Raw genomic sequence first — 23213 nt, 5'->3', positions numbered from 1 at the left:
AAGCCGAAAATTGTTGTATTGATTTATGTCGTTATATGATGAGAAAATAAGTAAACAATTATTCTGGAGGGAATTGTTCGGAGGAAGCATAGATGATTATCGGTATATTGGCTCACAGCGTGTTTGCAGAATCCTTATATACCCCGTATGATATGATTTAATATAAAAGATATTTTTCTTTGTAATTTTTATAATTAGCTATACAATATTCACTGCAAATTGAATTGATCAGGATTTAAATAATACCTTACGGAGGAGTGGACGTGGAAGATGTGAAGATAACAAAGGAAGAACTTATAGAAAAGGCTAAAAAACCGGCCCGGGATGCAATGAAGATGCACCCCTTTTACAAGGGTAAAATAGAGGTGGTACCGAAATGTGTTATCAGAGACGTAAATGATTTTGCCATATGGTATACGCCAGGAGTAGCTGAGCCATGCAAGGAGATTCACAAAAACCCGGATATGGTATTTGAATATACAAACAAGGCGAATATGGTTGGAATAGTTACAGACGGTACAAGGGTGCTCGGTCTTGGAGATATAGGGCCAATGGCAGGCCTTCCGGTTATGGAGGGAAAGGCGTTGCTCTTCAAATATCTGGGCGGTGTTGATGCCTTCCCCATATGCCTTGATACGAAAGACCCTGATGAAATCATAAAAACCGTAAAATATATATCCCCTTCTTTTGGGGGAATAAACCTCGAAGATATAGAGAACCCGAAATGTTTTTATATCCTTGAAAGACTGAGGGCTGAAGCGCCGATACCCGTATGGCACGATGACCAGCAGGGGACGGCAGCAGTTACCCTTGCCGCGCTTGTTAATGCCTTAAAGATCGTAAAGAAGAAGATCCAGGATGTAAAGATCACCATGATAGGCATAGGCGCTGCCAATGTTTGTATAACAAAGATGATCATAAAGGCAGGCGCTGACCCAAACAAATTCATTGTTGTTGATAGTAAAGGCATACTTAACAGGAAAAGGGATGATATAAAACCAACCCATAAAGAAAAAATGGAGTTCTGCCGGATAACAAATGCTGAAAATAGAGATGGGGATATGGAAGAAGCAATAAAGGGTCAGGATGTTTTAATAGCCCTTTCACAGCCAGGACCTGATACGATCAAGAAGGAATGGATTGCGAAAATGGCAGATAATGCCATTGTTTTCGTATGCGCAAACCCTATCCCGGAGATATGGCCATGGGAAGCAAAAGAGGCTGGCGCAAGGATTGTTGCTACCGGCAGGAGCGATTTCCCGAATCAGGTAAACAATTCCGTCGGTTTCCCTGCCATATTCAGAGGTACACTGGATGTGATGGCAAGAACAATCACCGATGAAATGTGTATTGCCGCTGCCTATGAACTTGCCAAATGTGCGGAAGATAAAGGATTACACGAAGATTACCTTCTGCCCACCATGGATGAATGGGAAGTGTTCCCGAGAGAAGCAGTGGCAGTGGCAAAAAAGGCAATAGAGCAGGGTGTGGCAAGATTGAAATTAAGCGAAAAGGAATTGTTTAACATGGCTGAAACAAAGATAAGAAGGGCTCGTGAGCAAGTCGGACTGATGATGGAGAAAGGAATAATCGCACCATATGTAGAATAGTGAATAACGGACAGACCCTTTAAAGAATGGTAAACAATAGAACAAATGGAGCATAAATGAGAGAGATTCATGTCGATGATATTATATCTGCCTTGGAAAGGTTGTTTATCGATGCAAATATAAATTTGCCGGATGATGTCTGCAAGGCCCTTGAAAAGGCGATAGAAAAGGAAGAATCTCCTGTTGGAAGAGAAGTTATCAGGGAACTGATGGCTAATGCCGATCTTGCAAGAAGCGAAGGAATACCGATATGTCAGGATACAGGGCTGGCGATAACATTTATTGAAATAGGACAGGATGTGCATATAACAGGGGGCATGCTTGCTTATGCAGTTGATGAAGGAGTGAGAAGGGCCTATAAAAATGGATATTTGCGAAAATCCTGCTGTGACCCGATTACTAGGAAAAATACCGGCGATAACACCCCGGCTATCCTGCATGTAAAGATTGTGCCTGGAGACCGCGTAAAGATTGTTGTACTCCCGAAGGGTGGCGGCAGTGAAAACTACGGGGAAGTGAGAATGCTCGTTCCGTCGGAAGGTAAAGAGGGTGTGAAGTCCTTTGTCCTTCAGATGGTAAATAAAGGAGGGCCGAATCCATGCCCGCCGATTATTGTAGGCATCGGAATAGGCGGCAACTTCGAGACGTCCGCCCTTCTTTCAAAGGAAGCCCTGATGGTTCCCATTGGCGTGCGGAACGACGATCCGTCCCTTGCGTCCTTTGAGGCAGAAATCCTTGAGGAGATCAATAAAACCGGCATAGGACCTCAGGGCTACGGAGGGACGGTGACAGCCCTTGACGTCCATATAAAGATGCTGCCCTGCCATATTGCCTCTTTCCCTGTGGCGGTGAACATCCAGTGTCATGCACACCGGATCAAAGAGGTTGTAATTTAAAATGCAGAGATTAAGAAGCCGGGAAGTTTGTTTGTATCTTCTCAATTTCAATATTTCTTATTTTTGGCAGTAATTAAGAGGAATAAAATGGAGATAAAACGTATCATAACACCGTTAACGGAAGATGTGATTGAACAACTTAAGGCAGGCGAAAAGGTTTTTTTAAACGGGTATATATATACTGCACGTGACGCTGCCCACAAGAGATTTATTGAATCCTTAAATAAAGGCGAAAACCTGCCGGTTGAGATAAAGGATCAGGTTATCTATTATTGTGGACCTTCCCCTGCATCTCCGGGAAAAGTAATAGGTGCTTGTGGTCCGACTACAAGTTCAAGGATGGATGCCTATGCGCCGACGCTCATATCAATGGGACTAAAAGGAATGATCGGAAAGGGAAAGAGGTCACAGCCGGTGAAAGATGCTATGAGACGATACAAAAGCATATATTTTGGAGTAACAGGCGGCGCAGGCGCCCTGCTTTCCAAATGTGTTGTATCTTCCGAGGTCATAGCTTATGAAGAGCTTGGGCCTGAAGCCGTCAGGAAACTTGAGGTTAAGGATTTGCCGTTATTTGTAATAAACGATATATACGGAAATGATTTATATGATGCCGGGATGCAGAAGTATAAAAAATAGATTCCCATAGTTGATACCCTTGGGAATTTAATTTACTTTGACTTTTGGATGCAAATGTTTTAAAAGAAAAAAAATCGCAAAAAGAGGTTAATGGATGGGTAAGATACGCATCGGAATTGTTGGGATTGGCAATTGTGCGAGTGCTCTTATACAGGGTTTAAGTTATTACTCAAAGAAAAGAGATGAACTTATAGGACTTATGCATTTTGAGATCTGCGGTTACAAACCTGAAGATATAGAAGTCGTTGCAGCTTTCGACATTGATAAGCGGAAAGTCGGTAAATCCATTAAAGACGCGATTTTTGCCCTGCCGAATTGTACGAAGCTTATTGATAAGGATGTAATCCAACCTGATATAACCGTTTCTATGGGACACATACTGGATGGTGTTTCTCCGCATATGAAAGATTATCCTGAAGAAAGAATTTTTCTGGTGTCCGATGAAAAACCTGTGGATATTGTAAAGGTATTGAAGGATAGAAACGTGGAGATCCTGGTAAATTACCTTCCAGTCGGTTCTGAAAAAGCGGCAAGGTTTTATGCGGAATGCTGTCTTGAAAGCGGGACAAGTCTGATTAATTGCATACCTGTATTTATTGCTTCCGATGAAGGCTGGGCGGAAAGGTTTAAACAAAAAGGCATACCTGTAGTAGGTGATGATGTAAAATCTCAAATCGGCGCAACAATCATACACAGAGCCCTTATTAAGCTCTTTGACGACAGGGGCGTTAAAATTGACAGGACATATCAATTAAATACCGGCGGCAACACGGACTTTTTGAATATGCTCAATCAGGACAGGCTTGTATCAAAAAGGATATCAAAAACCGAAGCGGTTCAATCATTGCTGGATGTGCCAATGCCTACGGAAAACATCCATATCGGTCCCTCTGATTATGTACCCTGGCAGAACGACAATAAGGTCTGTTTTATGAGGATAGAGGGCAGAATCTTTGGCGACATTCCCATTAATATGGAGCTCAGGCTGTCCGTTGAGGATTCGCCGAACAGCGGTGGCTGTATCATAGACGCAATAAGATGCTGCAAGGTAGCGAGGGACAGAAAGGCGGCCGGTGTGCTTGAGTCAATTTCGGCCTATACCATGAAGCATCCGATCAAACAATTTCCCGATAGTATCGCAAAAAACATGGTCGAAGAATTCATAAGGGGTGAAAGGGAGAGGTAGGAACCGCCTTTGATCAGTTCTAAAATAGGACATGCCCTTGATCCTGTAATTCTTGGGACTTATCGTTTCTTTTTTAAAAACAGGTCAGTAAATCCTAATATATTAACGATTTGCGGGATTCCCTTCGGCTTTGCCGCATCTGCCTTTATAGCCTTTGATTATATGCTGACAGGGGGGATATTGCTTGCGATTTCCGGCTTTTTCGACCTTATGGACGGAGCAGTTGCAAGGCATATGAACAGAGTAACACGTTTCGGCGGGTTCCTCGACTCTGTCCTTGACAGGTATGTAGACCTTCTTATCATGCTTGGCATATTTATTCATTTTTTGCGGCATGGTGAGTCCTTTTATTCGATTATCGTTTTTATTGCTTCTATCGGCGCTGCAATTATCCCTTATGCAAAGGCAAGGGCTGAAGCCGCATCCCTTGACTGCAATACGGGCATCCTCGAGAGGCCGGAGCGGTTGGTAATACTTTTTATCGGCCTTTGTTTTAATGTATTGGAATATGCTGTTCTCATCCTTGCAGTATTAACCCATGTTACTGTAATCCAGCGAATAGTATTTGTGAAAAAGAACAGTTGATATCTATGCCGGTTTTCGAGCTTCCACCAGACAATCCATTTTTTCCCCGGTTCTTATTAGCTTTACATCAACGAAACCGGCCTTTTCTAACGTTTCTTTTATTTCCTGGAAAGTATAGGTGTCGCCGCCACGGGTCTGTACAAGCATGTTAATTGCAAATAAAGTCCCTGCAGGAGGGTATATGCGGGATTCATCCATAACATGGTCACGGATAAGCACTGTACCCCCGGGTTCAAGGGCACGGAAAACCCTCTGATAGAGACGAAAATTATCTTCCTCGCTGTTCTGGTGAATGATCGCTGAAAGTAGTGTCAGGCCGCATCCCTTCGGCAGTTCATCCTGATAGAAATCTCCTGCTATCAATTCCGTACGTTTTGAAAGACCTTCCGTCTTGAGCCTTTCCTGAGCCAGAGGGATAACATCCTCCAATTCAAAAATTATAGCCTTCATGCGTGGATTTTTCTTGAGGAATGCTGTCGTATAGGTACCCGATGCTCCCCCGATGTCAAGAAGACGCTTGTATGGTTTGAGATCGTAGACACCTGCTATTTCACGGGAGAGATTGTGCGCAATTACATGCATTGCACCGACAAAGGCCTTCATCTCTGTATCGCTGAATTTGACGCCGGCACTTGATTTTTTGTCGGTCCCTTTTTTTACAATATCGGTAAGTTCGCTCCAGCTTGTCCAGAGGTGATTCCAATGGATAATCACAGGCAGGACAGTTTCGGGATGATGAGCCGAAAAGTATGACCCCATTTCTGTATTTCCATAAAGATCGGAATTTTTTTGCAGCAGCCCTAAAGCAATAAGACAATCCAGGACTCTGGTTGTGGCCCGCAAATCAAGGCCGCGCTGTTTTACTATCTCTTTCGCAGTGGCAGGCTTTTTATCAAGAAAAGTAAAAAAGTCAAGCTCTGCTGCTGTGAGAATTACCCGGCTTTTCATAAAACTTCTTGCTTCTGCCATAATAGCTTCATTCAGCATTGACACTCTCCTTTCTTATGGTTAAGTAGACCGTTGCCCATAACTATCTGGATATAGAATAATAATAACAATACAATATACATTCGTCCAGAATTATTATCACCAGAGTTTTTGAGCCCCTGAAGCTACGTCTAAAATGATCTTCTCCCCGTATCTTTACATATCCATTTTTGCCGCTATAATTATAGTAGTAAATATAGGGGGTGTACATAATCCTCATCCTTGTTGGCATGTTTACGCCGCTGTATTTGTTGATCTTTGTAACAGGATATGATGCAGATGCATCTTTATCGTGGAACCTCAATCATATGGAAATTGTAATAAGAGATAAAAATTGGACTAAACCATCAGAATTTGATGAAATGCTTGATAATTTAAATCTTGCCCTAAAAAAAGAAAGGAGGTATTTCAGGTTCGGCAGCATGATACTTAAGCCCAGGATTGCAGTCCGCTACAAGTATATTATTCTTTTTGATCTATTTTTGATTTTTATTGGAACAGGGTTTCTGCCGTTATCACGCAATGGAGAGGGGCACCATTATAATGAATTTCATCACTGATGGGCAAGGTAATTTATAGATTTTAATGGTAGGCGCACGGGGTTTTGAACCCCGGACTTCTACCGTGTCAGGGTAGCGCTCTCCCACTGAGCTATGCGCCTATTATATGAATGGATTTATATATCAGCAACTCCATGATATTGTCAAGCGAAACTTGCTAATGCCAATTCGCCTTCAATGATATAACTTCGTTACCTCCTCCTCACTTTCCTCGATGTACTGTGCTGTACATCTGCGTCGGCTCGTCGTCGTTGCCTCGTTCTATCAATGAATTCTAATTGGCATGAAAAACAGGCTGGGGGCTGGATTATCCAGCCCACCGGACGCTATTTTATTGTTTGAATACCACTTCTCCTTTTGCATTTACATCTGCTTTAACCGTATCACCTTCTTTTATTTCGCCTTTTAAAACCATCATGGCAAGTGCATCCTGCAGTTTCTTCTGGATAAGCCGTTTTAAGGGCCTTGCGCCGTAAATGGGGTCGTATCCTTCCTTTGAAATCATGTTTTTCAGCTTATCGGTGAATATGAGCTCTATCTTTCTTTCTTCAACCCTCTTTGCCAGTATGGTGAGCTGCAAACCGGCAATATGTTTTATGTCCTCGGCGGAAAGCGACCTGAATATAATAATCTCGTCAATCCTGTTGAGAAACTCGGGTTTGAAGTGGAGCTTGATTGCTTCCGACACCTGTTTTCTCATCTCTTCATAATCCTTGCCGCCGAAATCCGTTATAAACTGGCTTCCGATGTTGGATGTCATGATTATCACGGTATTCTTGAAATCCACTGTTCTGCCCTGTCCGTCGGTAAGCCTGCCGTCATCAAGTACCTGCAAAAGCACATTGAATACTTCAGGATGTGCCTTTTCCACTTCGTCCATGAGGATGATAGAATAGGGTCTTCTCCTTACAGCTTCAGTAAGGTAGCCGCCTTCCTCGTATCCTACGTATCCGGGAGGCGCGCCTATCAGCCTTGATACGGAGTGCTTTTCCATAAATTCGCTCATATCGATCCTCACAATTGCCTGTTCATCGTCGAAAAGGAATTCCGCGAGCGCTTTTGCAAGCTCTGTCTTGCCGACTCCGGTGGGTCCCAGAAACAGAAAGGAGCCAAGGGGCCTGTTCGGGTCCTGAAGACCGGCGCGAGCCCTTCTGATTGTGCTGGATACGGCGTCCACAGCCTCGTGCTGGCCGATAACCCTCTTATGTATCCTGTCCTCCATGTTGACAAGCTTTTCCATGTCGCCTTCAAGCATCTTTGAAACAGGTATGCCTGTCCATTTGGAGACAACTCTTGCGATGTCTTCCTCGTCAACTTCTTCTTTCAGCATCTTATTGCCCTTCTGAAATTCCGCAAGTTCTTTATTTTTCTCTTTCTGTTCCGTCTCCAGTGCTATAATTGTGCCATACCTGATTTCTGCGACCCTGCCAAAATCTCCCCTGCGCTCCGCTTCCTCGGCCTCGGTCTTTGCTCTGTCGATCTTTTCCTTTATCTCTCCTATGGCCTTTATCAGTTCTTTTTCCCTTCCCCAGTGCTTTCTTTTTTCACCGGCATCTGTCTTTAATTCAAGCAAATCTTCTTCAAGTTTCTTCTTCCGTTCTTTTGAGGCTTCGTCTTTTTCCTTCTTTAATGCTTCAATCTCTATCTGAACCTGGATGATCTTTCTTTCTATCTCGTCAATCTCCGTCGGTACGCTGTCAATTTCCATCCTTAATCTGGAAGATGATTCATCAATTAAGTCAATTGCCTTATCAGGCAAAAATCTGTCCGTTATATACCGGTGTGAAAGCGTTGCCGCGGCAATCAACGCCGAATCCTTGATCCTCACGCCGTGATGAAGCTCATATTTCTCCTTTAATCCCCGTAATATTGCTATAGTTTCTTCAATAGATGGTTCTCCAACAAAAACTGGCTGGAACCTTCTTTCAAGGGCAGCATCCTTTTCGATATACTTTCTGTATTCATCAAGTGTTGTCGCCCCGATACAACGCAGTTCGCCCCTTGCAAGGGCGGGCTTCAACATGTTTGATGCGTCTATCGCTCCCTGAGCATTGCCGGCTCCGACAATCGTGTGGAGTTCATCTATGAAAAGGATTATTGTGCCGGCAGCTTCATCAATCTCTTTTAAGACAGCCTTGAGCCTGTCCTCAAATTCACCCCTGAATTTTGCTCCTGCCAGCATGGCCCCGAGGTCAAGGGAAAGCACTTTTTTGTTTTTTAATGTTTCCGGTATATCGCCGCTTATAATCCTCTGGGCCAACCCTTCAACAATGGCAGTTTTCCCGACCCCTGGTTCGCCGATAACGACGGGATTGTTCTTTGTTCTGCGTGAGAGCACCTGCATTACCCTTCTTACTTCCTCGTCTCTGCCGATGACAGGATCGAGTTTGCCCTTCCTTGCCTCTTCTGTTAAATCCCTGCAGTATCTTTGCAAAGACTGGTATTTTTCTTCCGGTGACTGGTCCGTTACCCTTTGGGAGCCTCTCATATCTTTCAGTACGGCAAAAATCTTGTCTTTTGTAACACCGTAGCTTTTCAGTATATCTGAAGCAGCCCCTTCGTGAACCTCTGTTATACCGATAAGTAGATGTTCAACGCTTACATAATCATCTTTCAATCGTTCTGCTTCATCAAATGCCGTGTCTATTGCCTGTTTCAGTTGCGGCGATATGTAAACCTGCACAGCGCCTTCTACATGCGAAAACTTCTTTAATGCTTTTTCCAGGTCATTTATAATGTAGCTCGTGTTTGCCCCCAGTTTATCGAGCATCGGTTTTACAACACCTTCTTTTTGAGATATAAGGCTGTAAAGAAGATGTTCGTTTTCAATCATTTGATTTCTGTTTTTCTCTGCCCTTTTCTGGGCGTCGGCTATAGCTTCCTGGGCTTTTATCGTTAACTTGTCAAAGTTCATATTTTCACCTCGTAATGGATTTACTTTTTGTTGCTATTTACTGCTGTATTCCTGTAATTATTTTGTCAGCCGAGTGTCGAATGCTGACTGATGAATTTAATATAATCACCATTTTTATAAAATCAATTGCAGTATTCATTATACAGAGCAGGCAGCTACTCTTTGACAACACTACCTCGTTGTGTTATCTAATAAACGATGAAAGTCGAATGGGAAAACAAAGTATACGAATTTGAAAAACCGATGTTTGTTTCAAAGCTTCTTGAGGAATTTTCTCTCAGCAGGGAAGCCCATCTTGTCATCGCGAACGGCAGTCTGATGACGGAAGACTGCAAGCTGGGAGCGGACGACAACGTCAAACTTATAAGGGTAATCTCCGGCGGATGAAATGCAGGGTATGCGGTAAACCGGCAAACATCAGCTTAAGCGCTTATCACACTGCCTTGTGCGCGGAGGATTTTACCGATTTTATTGAAAAAAGGGTTTTAACAACAATCAACAAATATTCCCTGATAAAAGACGGAGATACTCCGGTAGTTGCAGTATCAGGCGGGAAAGACAGCCTTGCCCTCTGGCATATTATGAATAAACTCGGATTCCCTGCTGATGGCATTTATATTGATCTCGGCATTGAGAACTATTCTGACATATCTCTTTTAAAAATAAAGAAAATGGCTGACGACTTAAAAAGAAAGGTTTTTATTTTCCATTTCCGGGATATGTTCGGAAAAGGTATTGAAGAATTGGCGAAGACCTTAAGGAGAGTGCCTTGCTCCGCATGTGGCATGGTCAAGCGGTATGTTATGAATAAGGTATGTATGGATTACGGCTATTCTGTTCTTATGACAGGTCATAATCTTGACGATGAGGCATCTGCTCTGCTGGGAAATGTCCTCTACTGGAAGGATGAATATTTGTGGAAAAAAGATGTTTTGCTGGAAGGCAGGGAAGGGCGCTTATCCAGTAAGGCAAAGCCGTTATTTTTATGTTCGGAACGGGAGATGGCAGCTTATGCAATCATAAACGGGATAGACTATATATATGAAGAATGCCCCTTTTCAACCGGCGCCAAGTCATTACTGTATAAAGGAATCCTTAACAAATTAGAGGAATTATCACCGGCGACGAAAATTGGTTTTATTAAGGGCTATCTGAGAATGACAAAAAAGATTAAGTCCATTGATCGGGATATGGCCAATATGCAAGGTTCTGTCGATGGAGCCAGGGAAGACAATGCAACAGATATTCAACTCTTTCCTGGAAGCCAAACCCTTGAGGATTCGGCTCATGATGATGTAAAAAGGGGCAGAGAGGATGGCCACTGTGCAGTTTGCGGATACCCTGCTTTTGGTGAGAAATGCAGTATGTGCAGGATACTGGAAAAATTTGGGATAGAGGAACCTGTTTTTTTTGAAGAATATTCTCCATCCAGCCTTGACAGCCCCGGGGGATAATGACATAATGCTGTTATGAGCATCCTGCTGGACGGTTTTTCAAACCTTATATTCAACATATACGAGGCTTTTACAGTGGCATTGTTTTTTAAAGAACATTCCAGTTTGAAATGTCTTTCATCAATAACGTTCGCTAACAGTTTTGATAAAAACAAGGATATACTCATCGAAGGGACACTCCCCGGGTGGGTGATCAAGCATAATGAGCCTCTTATCATCCCCAATTTTGACAAAGATGAGGATACCCTCGGATATTATAACTCGGCAGAAGGCATCAAATCTTTTATGGGATACCCTCTTGAAGGTAAAGGAGTTATTGTTGTTGACAGCAAGAAAAAATGGGTCTTTACCGATAAGGAAAAGAAGATACTCGGTGCTTTTGCTTCCATGCTCCATAAAGAGATCGAAAGGGAAAAGAGAACTCTCGATATGGAAGAAAGTATTGAAGAATTATATGCAGAAAGAAGAATTGTAAACCTCTTCAACGAGCTGAATCTTTCAAGGATTTCTTTAAATGAATTGTTTACGGAGTGCCTGGACCTTTCCGGAGCCGATTTATGTTTTATCTGTATTGAAAAAAGCGGCAAGATGTTTATCCATGATTTTTTTGGAATTGATTCAGACGGATATATAAAAAAAGAATGTACCCTGGGCGCCAGTATCGCCTCTATGGTTATGGAAGGTGGAAGAGAACTCCTGCTTCCTTATAATAGTAGGCTTTTGAGGGAAAAACCGTTATTTTTTTCCGGAGAGTCTTTAAAGGCAAAGCAGTTTTTCGGTTTTCCATTGATTACGGATGATATTACAATAGGCATTACAGGGTATGTTTCTGTTTCAGATAAGAATTTAAGTGAGCGATCAATAGGCATTTTAAGAAATGTTTCAGCACTTCTGTCTCTGTATTGTTCTTCTTTGTGGATGAAGGAAAACCTGGAAAGATTAAGGGATTTTGAACCGATAACAGATTCCATCCAATTCCCGGTTTTTCTTGAAATACTTGAAAATATGACGAAAAAAGGAGACAAATTTTCTTTGCTTTCCCTTAAGCTGCAAAATATGCGTTTGTTTAATAAACATATGGGTTTAAGCTATACGAATGATCTTTTAAAAAAGGTTTTTAAAATTATAAGGTATTGCGTCGGAGGGCAAGCGTTTATCACAAGAAAAGGCGGCGGTCATTTTTATGTGTTATTAAAAAGCGATGAGAGGGTGGATTTACAAAATATTATGAGGATTTTGGGCTATACTATTAAAAAAAGTGTTGCAGAGGAAAATATCCCGGATATTTCAGGTGGTATAGAAACAGGAATAGCAAAGTTCCCCGAAGATGGCATAGTAAGTATCTGGGAACTTCTCAATAGAGCTGAAGGAAGAAATGATCGTTAATTCTGATGGCATAAAAAGGAGGGGGCATGATTGATTATTTTAGTAAATTATTTGGTTTTTTCTCCACACATCTTGCGATGGATCTCGGTACGGCAAATACGCTCATTTATATGAAAGAAGAAGGTGTTGTGCTTAATGAACCTTCGGTAGTAGCAATGGACAACGTTAATGGAAAGGTCATTGCTGTCGGCAGGGATGCCAAGGAATATATCGGGAGAACGCCCCCTAATATCAGTGCAATAAGGCCCTTGAAGGATGGGGTAATTGCGGATTTCGACGTTACAAAGGCCATGATAAAGTATTTTCTTATGGTCGTCAGAAAGGACAGAAAGATTTCAAAACCGAAAATGGTGGTTGGAGTACCTTCCGGGATTACACAGGTGGAAAAGAAAGCTGTCGTAGACGCCTGTTTTCATGTTGGAATCAGGGATGTATTCCTTATTGAGGAGCCGATGGCTGCTGCAATCGGTTCGCAACTGCCCATTGAGAAACCAATGGGGAATATGGTTGTCGACATAGGAGGAGGAACAACAGAGGTGGCCATTATAAGCCTTTCTGCTACAGCGTATAGCGAATCTCTGAGGGTTGCCGGGGATGAGCTTGATGAATCGATTGTGAGATATCTTCAGAAAAAACACCAGTTATCCATTGGTTTAATTGCCGCTGAAAAGATTAAGATGGAGGCAGCCTCAATATATCCGATGAATTACAGAAATATTCCTGTGAGTATTGTTGGAAAAGATATGCTGACCGGAATACCAAAAATCTTAAAGATATCAGAGGAAGAGATAAGGGAAGCCATTGAAGAACCCGTTGCCGCAATTGTTGATGCAGTAAGGAGGGCTCTGGAAAAATTACCGCCGGAATTTGTTTCTGATTTAAATGAGACGGGTATGATATTAACCGGCGGAGGGGCCTTGCTGAAAGGACTTGACCAGAGAATTGAGGCAGAGACAGGGATAAGAGTAAAAATAAACGATGAACCGTTGCTGTCTGTAGTTATGGGTGCCGGACAGGCCCTGGAGGATATGAAAAGATACAAAAGAGTATTTATTAATTGACCCACCACCGGCTAAAGCCTGTGGATTCCTGACATTTAGATCAAGGTCTATCAATGTTTAAAAGGAAAGAAGATATATCCCGACCAATGCAGCAGGGATTGCAGGATTTACATAGAAAGCAAGACAAAGCAGTGGAAGGGAAATCAGGTTGTAAACCCACCCATGAGATGATGCAGGTATCAGAGACCGACTATCGGGCTATCTTTAATGCCCTATATGATGCGGTCTTCGTCCATGATCTTGAAGGTAAGATCGTAGACGTCAACGATAAGATGCTCGAGATCTATCGGTGCACCCGTGAAGAGACCATCGGACTTTCCATTGTTCCCGATTTTACAGCTCCCGACAATACCATGGGGGACTATCAACCTGTTCTTTGGCAAAAGGTTATGGCAGGAGAAGATCAGTTCTTTGAATGGAAAGCAAGGCGTCCAAGTGACGGCTCCACCCTTGATGTAGAAGTGGCGCTAACGAAACTTCCGCTGCCCGATGGGGATTTTATCCTTGCAAGCATACACGATATTACGGAGCGTAAACGGGTCCAAGGGGAACTGACTGTTACCAGGAACTATCTTAATACGGTCTTCAACAAGATCCATGATGCGGTCTTTGTCCATGATCTTATGGGGAAGATCGTGGACGTCAACGACAAGATGCTTGAGATCTATCGGTGTACCCGTGAAGAGGCCGTCGGCCTTTCCATCGTCCCGGATTTTGCAGCCCCCGATAATACCATGGGAGACTATCAGCCTGTTCTCTGGCAAAAGGTGATGGTCGGAGAAGACCAGTTCTTTGAGTGGAAAGCAAGGCGTCCAAGCGACGGTTCCACCCTTGACGTGGAGGTGGCGCTAACGAAACTTCCGCTGCCTGAGGGGGATTTTATCCTTGCAAGCGTACACGATATTACAGAAAGAAAACGGTTTGAACGGGAACTCACGGACACCAAATGTTATCTGGATACGGTCTTCAATAATATACACGATGCGGTCTTTGTTAATGATGTTAACGGAAAGGTCTTAGACGTTAATGACAAAATGCTTGAAATGTATCAGTTCACCACCCGCGCCGAGGCATTAAAATATATGATCATCCCGGACTATACTACCCCGGATGGGCGTCCGGATTTTCCCGCAATCTGGAAGAGAGTTCTGGAAGGGGAAGACGGGACTTTCGAATGCAGGGGTAGACGGCCGAAGGATGGCTATGAGTTCGACGTGGAGGTGTTTTTAACGAAGCTGCCGCTACCTGACGGCAATTCGATTCTTGCGAGCGTCCGTGACATTAGCGCCCGTAAAAAGGTCGAGCGAGAGCTCACGGCCACCAAAGATTATCTGAATACGGTATTCAACAATATACACGATGCGGTCTTTATTCATGATGTTGACGGTAAAGTGATAGATGTCAACGATAAAATGCTGGATATGTATAAAAGCACCCGGGAAGAAGCCATAGGGCGTTTGATTACTGTGGACTACACTTCGCCCGATGGGCGTCCGGATATGCCTGCTATCTGGAAGAAAGTCATGTCAGGCGAAGACCAGTTCCTTGAGTGCAAAGGCAGACGACCAAAGGACGGTTATGTATTTGATGTGGAGGTATTCTTAAATAAGTTGTCTCTCCCTGAGGGAGATTTTGTCCTTGCAGTTATCCGTGAAATCACAGAACGTAAAAGGGTGGAAAAAGAACTTCTTGCCACCAAAGATTATCTGAAAACTGTCTTTAATAATATACATGATGCTGTTTTTATTCATGATATTAATGGAAAGGTGATTGATGTAAACAAAACAATGCTGGATAGATATAGATGCACCCGCGAAGAAGCAATAGGTCGTTTGATTACTGTGGACTACACTGTGCCCGATGGGCGTCCGGATTTTTCTGTCATCTGGAAGAAGGTTATGTCCGGTGAAGACCAGTTCCTTGAGTGTAAAGGCAGACGACCAAAGGACGGCTATGTATTTGATGTGGAGGTATTCTTAAATAAGTTGTCTCTCCCTGAGGGAGATTTTATCCTTGCCAGCACCCGTGATATCACGGAACGTAAACGTATGGAAGAACTCGTTTTCAAGGAAAGAGAAGTCTTCTTCTCTGTAATGAAGAACAATCCCCATGGCATTGCTTTATTTGATGATAATGACAGGTTTGCATATTTCAACCCTGAATTTACGAGGATTACCGGATATACTATCGAGGACCTTCCAACAATTAGAGATTGGGCTCGAATGGCCTATCGTGACCCGGAATACAGAGAGAGGGTTGCAAAGTTCTGGAAGGCCGACAGATTACAGGAAGGGCGCGGTAAAGATGTAGAATTCAGGATAGATTGCAAGGACGGACAATATAAGGATATAGAGTTCCGGATAACCTATCTGGGCGACAGGAACCTTATTGTTCTCACTGATGTTACAGCACGTAAAAAGGCAGAAGAAGAACTAAGGGCGGAAAAACAGAGATTTCAAACCATTTCGGAGAGTTCACCTGTAGGCATGGTAATGATAGGTGCTGATGATACATTCAAATACGTGAATCCAAAATTTAAAGAAATATTCGGTTACGATCTTATTGATATACCCAATTTAAGAGATTGGGTTACGCTGGCGTATCCTGATCCATTTTATCGTGACGAGGTTGTGTCGGAATGGATTGCTTTGAAATCAATAGAGCCTGGTGAAGGAAGGCCGTATACGAGGAAGGTGATGTGCAAGGACGGCATGATGAAACACATCAATTTCATTCCTGTGCAACTGGGGGCCGGTGAAATATTAATGACCTGTGAGGATATTACGAAGAGTAAGGAAGCTGAAGACCGAATCAGAGAAAGAAACCTGGAGCTGGAGGTTTTAAACGATATTATTACATCTGTCAGTAGCTCTCTCCACCTGCCCGAAATTCTGGAGACCCTAAAGAATGTATTTATTGATAAATTGCATATTAAAACAGGCGGTATTTTCTTCTACAATGAAGTTACCCACAGGATCAGCATGGAAATGTCCTGGGGGGTGCCTTTTGCCATGCTCCATGATTTCGAAACCTTTGCAGTAGACTCCTATGGCACTGGAATGGTTATGCAGAAAAGTGAAAGCACCGTTGTGAAAAGTCACGTCTATCCTATACAATCGAATGATTCGCTTAGCAATGAATTCCGCCGTATATGGCAAAGTTCTTTCTGCATTCCCCTTGAGGCAAAGAACGAAATCCAGGGCATGATATTCCTTATAGATAAAGAATTCGGCAAATTTCAAGCCAGCCAGATAGCCTTTTTCAGAACCCTCGGAAAACAAATCGGAGTTGCTACACAGAACGCACGTCTTTTTGAACAGGTAAAGCAATCTCATGCGCAGATGAAAGCGCTTTCTTTAAAACTGGTTGAAGTGCAGGAGGCTGAACGTAGATATCTTGCACGGGAACTGCACGATGAAATAGGTCAGCAATTGACCGGCCTTAAATTTGCTCTCGAAATGAATGCTCTGCAATCAGCAGGAGAAACAAAGGCAGGTTTGATGAATGCCCAATCAATGGTGAATAAGCTGGTGGCTATTGTTCGTGAGTTGTCACTAAATTTGAGGCCATCGATGCTTGATGATCTCGGTCTTCTCCTCACACTGCCCTGGCACTTTGAACGCTTTACCAGCCGGATGAATATTCATGTGGTATTCGAGCACATGGGTCTCAGCGACAAGAAGTTCCCCCTTGAAATGGAGACGGCAGTTTTTAGAATTATACAGGAGGCATTGACCAATGTTGCCCGTCATGCTAAGGTAAACGAGGCCACAGTGCGTTTGTGGTCTGACGAGGCAGTGTTGGGGGTACAGATCGAAGACCATGGTGTTGGTTTTAACCCTGAGGCCGTATTGAAAACAGGCAACACAAGCGGCTTGAATGGGATGCGTGAACGGGCAGTATTATTGGGAGGCCACTTTACTATTGAAGCTCACCCTGGTGCCGGTACCCGTCTTTCGGCTGAGTTTCCGATAAGCTCACTACAAAGCGGAGAATCATGAGCATAATCAGTATTATCCTTGCCGATGATCACCATATTGTACGACAAGGAGTAAAAGCATTACTTGAAAATGATGCAGATTTTTCGGTGATTGGCGAAGCCAGTGATGGTTTAAAAGCAGTAGACCTTACCGTGCGTCTGAAACCAAATGTATTAGTAGTAGATTTAATGATGCCCGGTTTGAACGGACTCGAGGTAACACGTCAAGTTTCAAAGCTTTCCCCAAAAACAAAGATTCTCGTTCTGTCCATGTATATGAATGAGCCTTACGTTATTGAGGCATTACGAAATGGTGCATATGGTTATGTTCTTAAGGAATCCAACATATCTGATCTGGTCCATGCTATCCGTGAGGTTATGGCAGGTCGCCATTATCTCAGTCCCCCGCTCTCAGAGCGTGCCATAGGCACCTATCTGGAGCAGACAAAAGACACTGTTCTCGATCCCTATAATACGTTGAGTACCCGTGAGAGAGAAGTTCTCCACCTTGCCATAGAAGGTTATAGCAACGCCGATATTGCTGCTAAGCTTTTCATAAGTTCCCGAACAGCGGAAACACACAGGGCAAATATGATGCGGAAGCTTAGCCTTCACACCCAGACTGACCTTATCAAATACGCCCTGAAAAAGGGCATGCTTCCAACCGAAGATTTGGTATAATTTAAACAATTTCTTTGCCTGCTACAATGTGACAATAAAACCTTATACAAACCAAATTACGTATATTATAACAATAAATTACGTATTACTACGGATAGACACAGTCAATTTCCTATGCAATACTGAATCGGATACTTAGGATACATTCAGGAATAGTAAAAGCGCACCTCATTCAAATGAAATGCATTGAATATGAGGAACGATAGTAAGAAAGGAGATTTATATGAAAAACTATCAGATGTTTATTGGTGGTCAGTGGGTGGATGCCTTGTCCGGGGCAACCTTTGATGACATGAACCCTTACACAGGGGATGTATATGCACACGTGCCAAAAGGGGATGCCAGGGATGCGGACCGTGTTATGGCTGCGGCCTATGCTGCCCGTAAACAATGGGCGGCAACACCTCCCTTGACGCGCTCACAGATTCTCTATAAGGCAGCTCAACTGCTCGAAGCTGGCAGGCAGGAGTTTGCAGATGTCCTAACTCAGGAAGGGGGTGGGGTTTTCGGCAAGGTCATGTTCGAGATTTCCCAAACAGTAGATCTCCTTGAGACTGCTGCTGCGGACAGCAAACGTATACTTGGCGAGACGTTCCATAACGACCTCGGTAAGCTTTCCATGACGCTCCGCAAGCCCAGAGGCACGGTGCTTGCCATTTCACCCTGGAATTTTCCGCTGATTCTCTCAATGTATAAAGTGGCCTACTCCATAGCGACGGGAAATACCGTTGTTTTGAAACCGGCAAGCGAAACGCCGGTTATCGGTCTTAAGATCGGGGAACTCTTCGAGAAGGCCGGACTTCCCCCCGGTGTCCTTAACGTCATAACAGGACCAGGAAGTATTCTCGGTGATGCGCTCATTGACGATGACCGCTGTTCCTTTGTTGCAATTACAGGCGAGACCGTTACAGGCCGCCATGTTGCCATGAGGGCTGCGGCAAAATTGAAGCAATATACCCTTGAGCTTGGTGGAAAAAACCCTCTTATTATTCTTGCCGACGCAGATATGGAATATGCCGTGAAGTCTGCAGCATTCAGCGCATTCCTGCACCAGGGTGAAATATGTATGTCCGTTGATCGTGTCATTGTGGAAAAATCTATAGTGGAGGAATTTTCAGCAGGATTGGCGGGATTGGCTGCACATCTGCCTGTCGGCGACCCCAGTCTCCCCACCACATTTATCGGCCCCGTGATCAGTGACAATCAGATTCAAAGTATTGATGCCCATGTGAAGGATGCAGTTGCCAAAGGTGCGACCCTTCTCACCGGAGGTACGTATGAAGGACGACTTTACAATCCCACAGTACTTATAAATATCACTCCCGATATGCGCATATATCATGAGGAGACCTTTGGCCCGGTTACCTCGATTATCCCGGTTAATGATGAAAAAGAAGCCCTTGAGGTTGCGAATAACACGATGTATGGACTCTCAGCAGGTGTCATAACCAGAGATCTGGAGAAGGCCATCTTTCTTGCAGAAGGCCTGGAAGCAGGCATGGTCCATGTCAACGACGGTTCTATTGATGCCGATGCATGCTGCCCCTTCGGCGGCTGCAAGGCAAGTGGTCAGGGTCGTGAAGGCGGCCGTTATTCGTTGGAGGAACTCACTGAACTGAAGTGGGTAACAATCCAGAAGTCAAAAAGGATGTTGCCGTTCTGAAAGGAGGATAACCACATGCGATAATAAGCACATGAAGGGGTGTCGTCTTTATTCACGGCGGCAATCCCGGATAACGGAGACAGGGTGAAGGGCAAAAATTACGGAAGATTCCGGAACAAAATACGTATGTCTACGGATAGACTGTTATGATGGCAAAATGTAATATCTTACCTGTTAAGAAAATAAACAAAGAAAATCAATCCTTAACAGGGAGGCAGAACCATGAAAAATATTTTGCGTGTAAACATGTCGGAAGTAAAAACTTTTATGCAGGGAATTCCAACAGAATATATGGGTTTAGCTGGCAGAGGCCTTACATCCACGATTGTTGCAAGGGAAGTTCCACCGACCTGCGAGCCCCTGGGAAGTCACAATAAACTGGTAATAGCCCCGGGTGCATTTGCCGGAACGAATGCGCCGAATTCAGGAAGACTTTCAATCGGGGTAAAGAGTCCTCTAACCGGCGGGATTAAGGAGAGTAACGTTGGCGGTACGGCTGCATATCGGCTGGGCAGGCTCGGTGTAGGCGCTATAATAGTCGAGGGGTTTCCTGAAAAAGGCAAGCTCTATGTTCTCCGTGTGACAAAGAGCGGTGGTGAGCTGATTGCCGCAGATGAATACCGCTCCATGCGAAACTATGAACTTGCCGAGAAGCTTCAAGAAAAGTATGGGAAGAAAATAGCCGTTCTTTCAATTGGCCCTGTCGGTGAAATGAGACTTCCTGTTTCTACTATTGCCAGCACGGACACTTCCGGATTTCCATGCAGGCATGCAGGACGGGGAGGAACAGGCGCTGTAATGGGGTCGAAGGGTCTCAAGGCAATTGTTATTGATGATGAGGGCGGCGAAAGCGCTTTTGTGGCTAACCCTGAAAGATTCAAAGAAGGAATGAAGGTTTTTGTAAAGGCGATTCAGGATCACCCTGAAACAGGCCAGAATCTGAAACTATATGGTACAAATGGTATTGCCAGCCTCCTTAACGTTGCAGGTGCATATCCCACAAGAAACTTTAGCGCAGGGACATTCGAAGGGATAGATAAGGTGAACGGTGAATACATGTATGAATTGATAACCAAACGAGGCGGGAAACCGTCTCATGCCGGGTGCTCGATGTGTATTATACAGTGTTCCAATGTGTATGTTGATGAAAAAGGAGACTACATAACATCTGCCCTTGAATATGAAACAATTGGTCTTTTTGGTGCAAATTGCGGTATTTCAGACCTCGACATCATTGCGAGGGCAGACAGGCTTTGCGATGACTGCGGTATGGATACAATGGAAATGGGCGGAACAATAGGTGTTGCTATGGAAGCAGATGTGAAAGCTTTTGGTGACGGAAATGGGCTGTTGGAACTTCTGGAAGAAGTGGGCAAGGGCACACCACTGGGGAGAATCCTGGGTTCAGGCGCCTGGTCCACAGGAAGGGCATTTGGCGCAAGACGGGTACCGGTAGTAAAGAAACAGAGCATATCAATGTATGAGCCCAGAGGGATTCACGGAATGGGGGTAACCTATGCCACTACTCCTATGGGTGCAGATCATACTGCCGGCTGGGTTCTCAATTTCAATCTTGAAGTTATGGGAGGGACTCTGGACCCGCATAAGCCTGACGGTCAGGTGGATATCTCCAAGCAGATACAGGTTGTAACAGCCGCAATGGATTGCACAGGGCTTTGTATGTTTGTGAACATGGTGGTTGGGGGCACCCCCGAAGGAGGGCAGGGGTTTCTTGAAATGATGAGCGGTCTTTACGGAGCGGATTTGACTCTTGATGATGCAATAAAACTCGGGATTCAGGTTATCAAAACCGAAAGGGATTTCAATAAGGCAGCCGGTTTGACCAACCTTGACGACCGTTTGCCGGAATTTATGAAAGAGGAGAAGCTTCCTCCTCATAATGTAACCTTTACTGTTCCGGACGAGGAGCTGGACCGTATGTGGGGTGACCTTTAGTAGGCAGGTACATTGTAGTATCTGTTAATTGTAATTTATGAATAGGCCGTTGCATAAATCATTTTCGGTGAATGTGAAACTATTCGGGACACTCAGAAATTATGTACCCGAATACGATCACAGCAAAGGCATAGCAATAATTTTGGAAGAAGGACAGACAATCAGGGACCTGCTGAATGTACTCGGCATACCCGAAAATGAGGCGCATGTTTTCTTTGTGAGAGGTTTATCAAAAAGACTCACAGATACGCTTCAAGAGTCCGATGAGGTCAGCATCTTCGTTCAGGTATCGGGTGGGTAGCGACTCTGGAAATGATAATGTACAACAGCAAAGAGGGGCAACGGTGAGATGTGTGAGCAAACCGGAAGTGTTGGATGGATAGTGTGCGAACGACCTCGCAAGCCATTGGAATATAAAAGTACAAACCTTAAAGGAGGCATAATATGAAAATTAAAGCTGCTGTGGTTCGTGAGAAGTCAGGCCCCTTTCTCATCGAAGATATTGAACTCGATGATCCAAGGGAAAACGAAGTAGTTATACGCATTGTAGGCTCAGGGCTATGCCACACGGATCTGGTGGCGCGAGAGCAATATCTCCCCTTTCCGCTTCCTGCTGTCCTCGGGCATGAAGGTGCAGGTGTTGTAGAAAAGGTCGGGTCGAGGGTTAAAAAAGTTGCTCCAGGCGACCACGTGGTACTTAGTTATCTTACGTGCGGGACGTGCCCTTCCTGCGTAAAGGGTGTGCCTGCACATTGTTTAAATTTTCTCGGGTCGAATTTCGCAGGTGTACGTTTCGACGGTACGTCTACGATGCACAAAGACGGAGAAACCATCAACGGCGCTTTCTTCGGCCAGTCGTCCTTCGCTTCGCATGTTCTTGCAAATGAACGAAATGTGGTCAAAGTTCGTAAGGATGTTCCTCTTGATATACTTGGTCCATTGGGTTGCGGTTTCCAGACCGGTGCAGGAGGAGTCTTGAATTCTCTACGCGCCAGGGCAGGTTCATCTATTGCTGTTTTCGGGATAGGTTCTGTGGGGTTGAGCGCAATCATGGCTGCATTTGCCTGTGGATGCACCACGATTATTGCAGTTGATGTCAATGAAGATCGGCTCAAAATTGCCAGGGAGTTTGGAGCAACACATGCTATCAACCCCGATCAGGTGGATCCTGTTGCAGAAATCCAAAAGATTACCGGTCCCGGTGCTGACTATTCCCTTGAGTGTACCGGCATTCCAAAGGTCTTTCGTCAGTCGGTTGATGCCATAGCAATAGGCGGTACATGTGGGCTTATCGGTGTTGCGCCTTTCGGCGCCGAAGCAATCCTGGACATGCAAAACATCCTGAACGGGCGCACGATCCTGGGTATTGTGGAAGGCGATTCAAACCCCGATATTTTTATTCCTCAACTGATAGAACTTCATATGCGTGGCCGTTTTCCTTTTGACCGGATGATTAAATTCTATACCTTGGATCAGATTAACCAGGCCGCCAAAGACTCTGAGAAAGGAATAACATTAAAAGCTATTCTGCGTCCTTAGTCTAAAACGTAGAATTTTAGTCTATTGAATGAAGTCAGGCTATTTTCTGATTATTTAAAGGAGGTACATGATGTCACAGCGAGAAGGTGAAACTAATTATAAGTATGAGGATTATGC

The 23213-nt window shown here is 44.1% G+C and carries 18 protein-coding genes and 1 tRNA gene; 16 read left to right on the top strand and 3 right to left on the bottom strand.

Features of this window, described 5'->3' with window-relative positions; genetic code table 11:
• Nucleotides 1–272: 272 nt before the first annotated feature.
• The 5 genes from NT178_12455 to NT178_12435 all read left to right on the top strand — a co-directional run bounded on the left by NT178_12455 (nt 273) and on the right by NT178_12435 (nt 4916).
• Nucleotides 273–1610 carry an NADP-dependent malic enzyme gene (locus NT178_12455; GenBank protein MCX5813337.1) on the top strand — a complete coding sequence of 446 codons (1338 nt, stop codon included), beginning with the start codon at nt 273–275 and terminating at the stop codon, nt 1608–1610.
• A 56-nt stretch (nt 1611–1666) separates the two neighbouring features.
• On the top strand, nt 1667–2506 hold the full coding sequence (locus NT178_12450; GenBank protein ID MCX5813336.1) for a fumarate hydratase: 840 nt from the start codon (nt 1667–1669) through the stop codon (nt 2504–2506).
• 87 nt (nt 2507–2593) lie between these two features.
• Nucleotides 2594–3145, top strand: a complete 552-nt coding sequence (locus NT178_12445; GenBank protein MCX5813335.1) for a Fe-S-containing hydro-lyase — start codon at nt 2594–2596, stop codon at nt 3143–3145.
• A 94-nt stretch (nt 3146–3239) separates the two neighbouring features.
• Nucleotides 3240–4331: an inositol-3-phosphate synthase gene (locus NT178_12440; protein ID MCX5813334.1), complete on the top strand. Its 1092-nt coding sequence runs from the start codon at nt 3240–3242 to the stop codon at nt 4329–4331.
• 9 nt (nt 4332–4340) lie between these two features.
• Nucleotides 4341–4916: a CDP-alcohol phosphatidyltransferase family protein gene (locus NT178_12435; GenBank protein MCX5813333.1), complete on the top strand. Its 576-nt coding sequence runs from the start codon at nt 4341–4343 to the stop codon at nt 4914–4916.
• A 3-nt stretch (nt 4917–4919) separates the two neighbouring features.
• Here NT178_12435 and NT178_12430 read toward each other — a convergent pair whose 3' ends face one another.
• Nucleotides 4920–5903 (bottom strand): methyltransferase, encoded by a 984-nt coding sequence (locus NT178_12430; GenBank protein MCX5813332.1) that lies wholly within the window; start codon nt 5901–5903, stop codon nt 4920–4922.
• Nucleotides 5904–6211: 308 nt separating this feature from the next.
• Between NT178_12430 and NT178_12425 the strand changes: the two genes are divergently transcribed.
• Nucleotides 6212–6463, top strand: coding sequence for a hypothetical protein (locus NT178_12425; GenBank protein MCX5813331.1), 252 nt, complete (start codon nt 6212–6214; stop codon nt 6461–6463).
• A 26-nt stretch (nt 6464–6489) separates the two neighbouring features.
• Here the strand turns inward: NT178_12425 and NT178_12420 are convergent.
• Both NT178_12420 and clpB read right to left on the bottom strand, forming a co-directional pair.
• Nucleotides 6490–6564: transfer RNA gene (locus NT178_12420), tRNA-Val, on the bottom strand.
• 230 nt (nt 6565–6794) lie between these two features.
• On the bottom strand, nt 6795–9377 hold the full coding sequence (gene clpB, locus NT178_12415; GenBank protein ID MCX5813330.1) for an ATP-dependent chaperone ClpB: 2583 nt from the start codon (nt 9375–9377) through the stop codon (nt 6795–6797).
• 198 nt (nt 9378–9575) lie between these two features.
• On the opposite strand from clpB, the gene NT178_12410 reads away from it, so the two are divergent.
• The 10 genes from NT178_12410 (at nt 9576) to NT178_12365 (ending at nt 23096) form a co-directional block, all read left to right on the top strand.
• A complete protein-coding gene (locus tag NT178_12410) occupies nt 9576–9764 on the top strand; it encodes a thiamine biosynthesis protein ThiS (protein MCX5813329.1) in 189 nt (62 codons plus the stop codon).
• Nucleotides 9761–10831 (top strand): phosphoadenosine phosphosulfate reductase family protein, encoded by a 1071-nt coding sequence (locus NT178_12405; GenBank protein ID MCX5813328.1) that lies wholly within the window; start codon nt 9761–9763, stop codon nt 10829–10831. The genes NT178_12410 and NT178_12405 overlap by 4 nt, the downstream gene beginning before the upstream one ends.
• Nucleotides 10832–10846: 15 nt before the next feature.
• Nucleotides 10847–12217 (top strand): diguanylate cyclase, encoded by a 1371-nt coding sequence (locus NT178_12400; protein MCX5813327.1) that lies wholly within the window; start codon nt 10847–10849, stop codon nt 12215–12217.
• Between the two features lie 26 nt (nt 12218–12243).
• On the top strand, nt 12244–13278 hold the full coding sequence (locus NT178_12395; protein ID MCX5813326.1) for a rod shape-determining protein: 1035 nt from the start codon (nt 12244–12246) through the stop codon (nt 13276–13278).
• A gap of 53 nt (nt 13279–13331) precedes the next feature.
• Nucleotides 13332–17279: a PAS domain S-box protein gene (locus NT178_12390; GenBank protein MCX5813325.1), complete on the top strand. Its 3948-nt coding sequence runs from the start codon at nt 13332–13334 to the stop codon at nt 17277–17279.
• Nucleotides 17276–17938 carry a response regulator transcription factor gene (locus tag NT178_12385; protein ID MCX5813324.1) on the top strand — a complete coding sequence of 221 codons (663 nt, stop codon included), beginning with the start codon at nt 17276–17278 and terminating at the stop codon, nt 17936–17938. Before NT178_12390 ends, NT178_12385 begins: the two co-directional genes overlap by 4 nt.
• A gap of 223 nt (nt 17939–18161) precedes the next feature.
• Nucleotides 18162–19601, top strand: coding sequence for an aldehyde dehydrogenase family protein (locus tag NT178_12380; GenBank protein MCX5813323.1), 1440 nt, complete (start codon nt 18162–18164; stop codon nt 19599–19601).
• A gap of 222 nt (nt 19602–19823) precedes the next feature.
• Entirely contained in the window at nt 19824–21557 is a 1734-nt protein-coding gene (locus NT178_12375) for an aldehyde ferredoxin oxidoreductase (protein MCX5813322.1), read from the top strand.
• A 37-nt stretch (nt 21558–21594) separates the two neighbouring features.
• A complete protein-coding gene (locus NT178_12370; protein ID MCX5813321.1) occupies nt 21595–21858 on the top strand; it encodes a MoaD/ThiS family protein in 264 nt (87 codons plus the stop codon).
• 143 nt (nt 21859–22001) lie between these two features.
• Nucleotides 22002–23096, top strand: coding sequence for an NAD(P)-dependent alcohol dehydrogenase (locus tag NT178_12365; GenBank protein MCX5813320.1), 1095 nt, complete (start codon nt 22002–22004; stop codon nt 23094–23096).
• The last annotated feature ends 117 nt before the right edge of the window (nt 23097–23213 follow it).

Source organism: Pseudomonadota bacterium (genome assembly GCA_026388255.1).
Lineage (GTDB): Bacteria > Desulfobacterota > Syntrophorhabdia > Syntrophorhabdales > Syntrophorhabdaceae > JAPLKB01.
This window is presented reverse-complemented; position numbering and strand designations above follow the sequence as displayed.

What these genes read in the sequence shown, in the direction of transcription:
- NT178_12450 (MCX5813336.1), top strand. Translation starts at nt 1,667, where the DNA reads ATGAGAGAGATTCATGTCGATGATATTATATCTGCCTTGGAAAGGTTG.
- NT178_12445 (MCX5813335.1), top strand. Translation starts at nt 2,594, where the DNA reads ATGGAGATAAAACGTATCATAACACCGTTAACGGAAGATGTGATTGAA.
- NT178_12440 (MCX5813334.1), top strand. Translation starts at nt 3,240, where the DNA reads ATGGGTAAGATACGCATCGGAATTGTTGGGATTGGCAATTGTGCGAGT.
- NT178_12430 (MCX5813332.1), bottom strand. Translation starts at nt 5,903, where the DNA reads ATGCTGAATGAAGCTATTATGGCAGAAGCAAGAAGTTTTATGAAAAGC.
- NT178_12425 (MCX5813331.1), top strand. Translation starts at nt 6,212, where the DNA reads ATGGAAATTGTAATAAGAGATAAAAATTGGACTAAACCATCAGAATTT.
- clpB (MCX5813330.1), bottom strand. Translation starts at nt 9,377, where the DNA reads ATGAACTTTGACAAGTTAACGATAAAAGCCCAGGAAGCTATAGCCGAC.
- NT178_12410 (MCX5813329.1), top strand. Translation starts at nt 9,576, where the DNA reads ATGAAAGTCGAATGGGAAAACAAAGTATACGAATTTGAAAAACCGATG.
- NT178_12405 (MCX5813328.1), top strand. Translation starts at nt 9,761, where the DNA reads ATGAAATGCAGGGTATGCGGTAAACCGGCAAACATCAGCTTAAGCGCT.
- NT178_12400 (MCX5813327.1), top strand. Translation starts at nt 10,847, where the DNA reads ATGAGCATCCTGCTGGACGGTTTTTCAAACCTTATATTCAACATATAC.
- NT178_12395 (MCX5813326.1), top strand. Translation starts at nt 12,244, where the DNA reads ATGATTGATTATTTTAGTAAATTATTTGGTTTTTTCTCCACACATCTT.
- NT178_12390 (MCX5813325.1), top strand. Translation starts at nt 13,332, where the DNA reads ATGTTTAAAAGGAAAGAAGATATATCCCGACCAATGCAGCAGGGATTG.
- NT178_12385 (MCX5813324.1), top strand. Translation starts at nt 17,276, where the DNA reads ATGAGCATAATCAGTATTATCCTTGCCGATGATCACCATATTGTACGA.
- NT178_12380 (MCX5813323.1), top strand. Translation starts at nt 18,162, where the DNA reads ATGAAAAACTATCAGATGTTTATTGGTGGTCAGTGGGTGGATGCCTTG.
- NT178_12375 (MCX5813322.1), top strand. Translation starts at nt 19,824, where the DNA reads ATGAAAAATATTTTGCGTGTAAACATGTCGGAAGTAAAAACTTTTATG.
- NT178_12370 (MCX5813321.1), top strand. Translation starts at nt 21,595, where the DNA reads ATGAATAGGCCGTTGCATAAATCATTTTCGGTGAATGTGAAACTATTC.
- NT178_12365 (MCX5813320.1), top strand. Translation starts at nt 22,002, where the DNA reads ATGAAAATTAAAGCTGCTGTGGTTCGTGAGAAGTCAGGCCCCTTTCTC.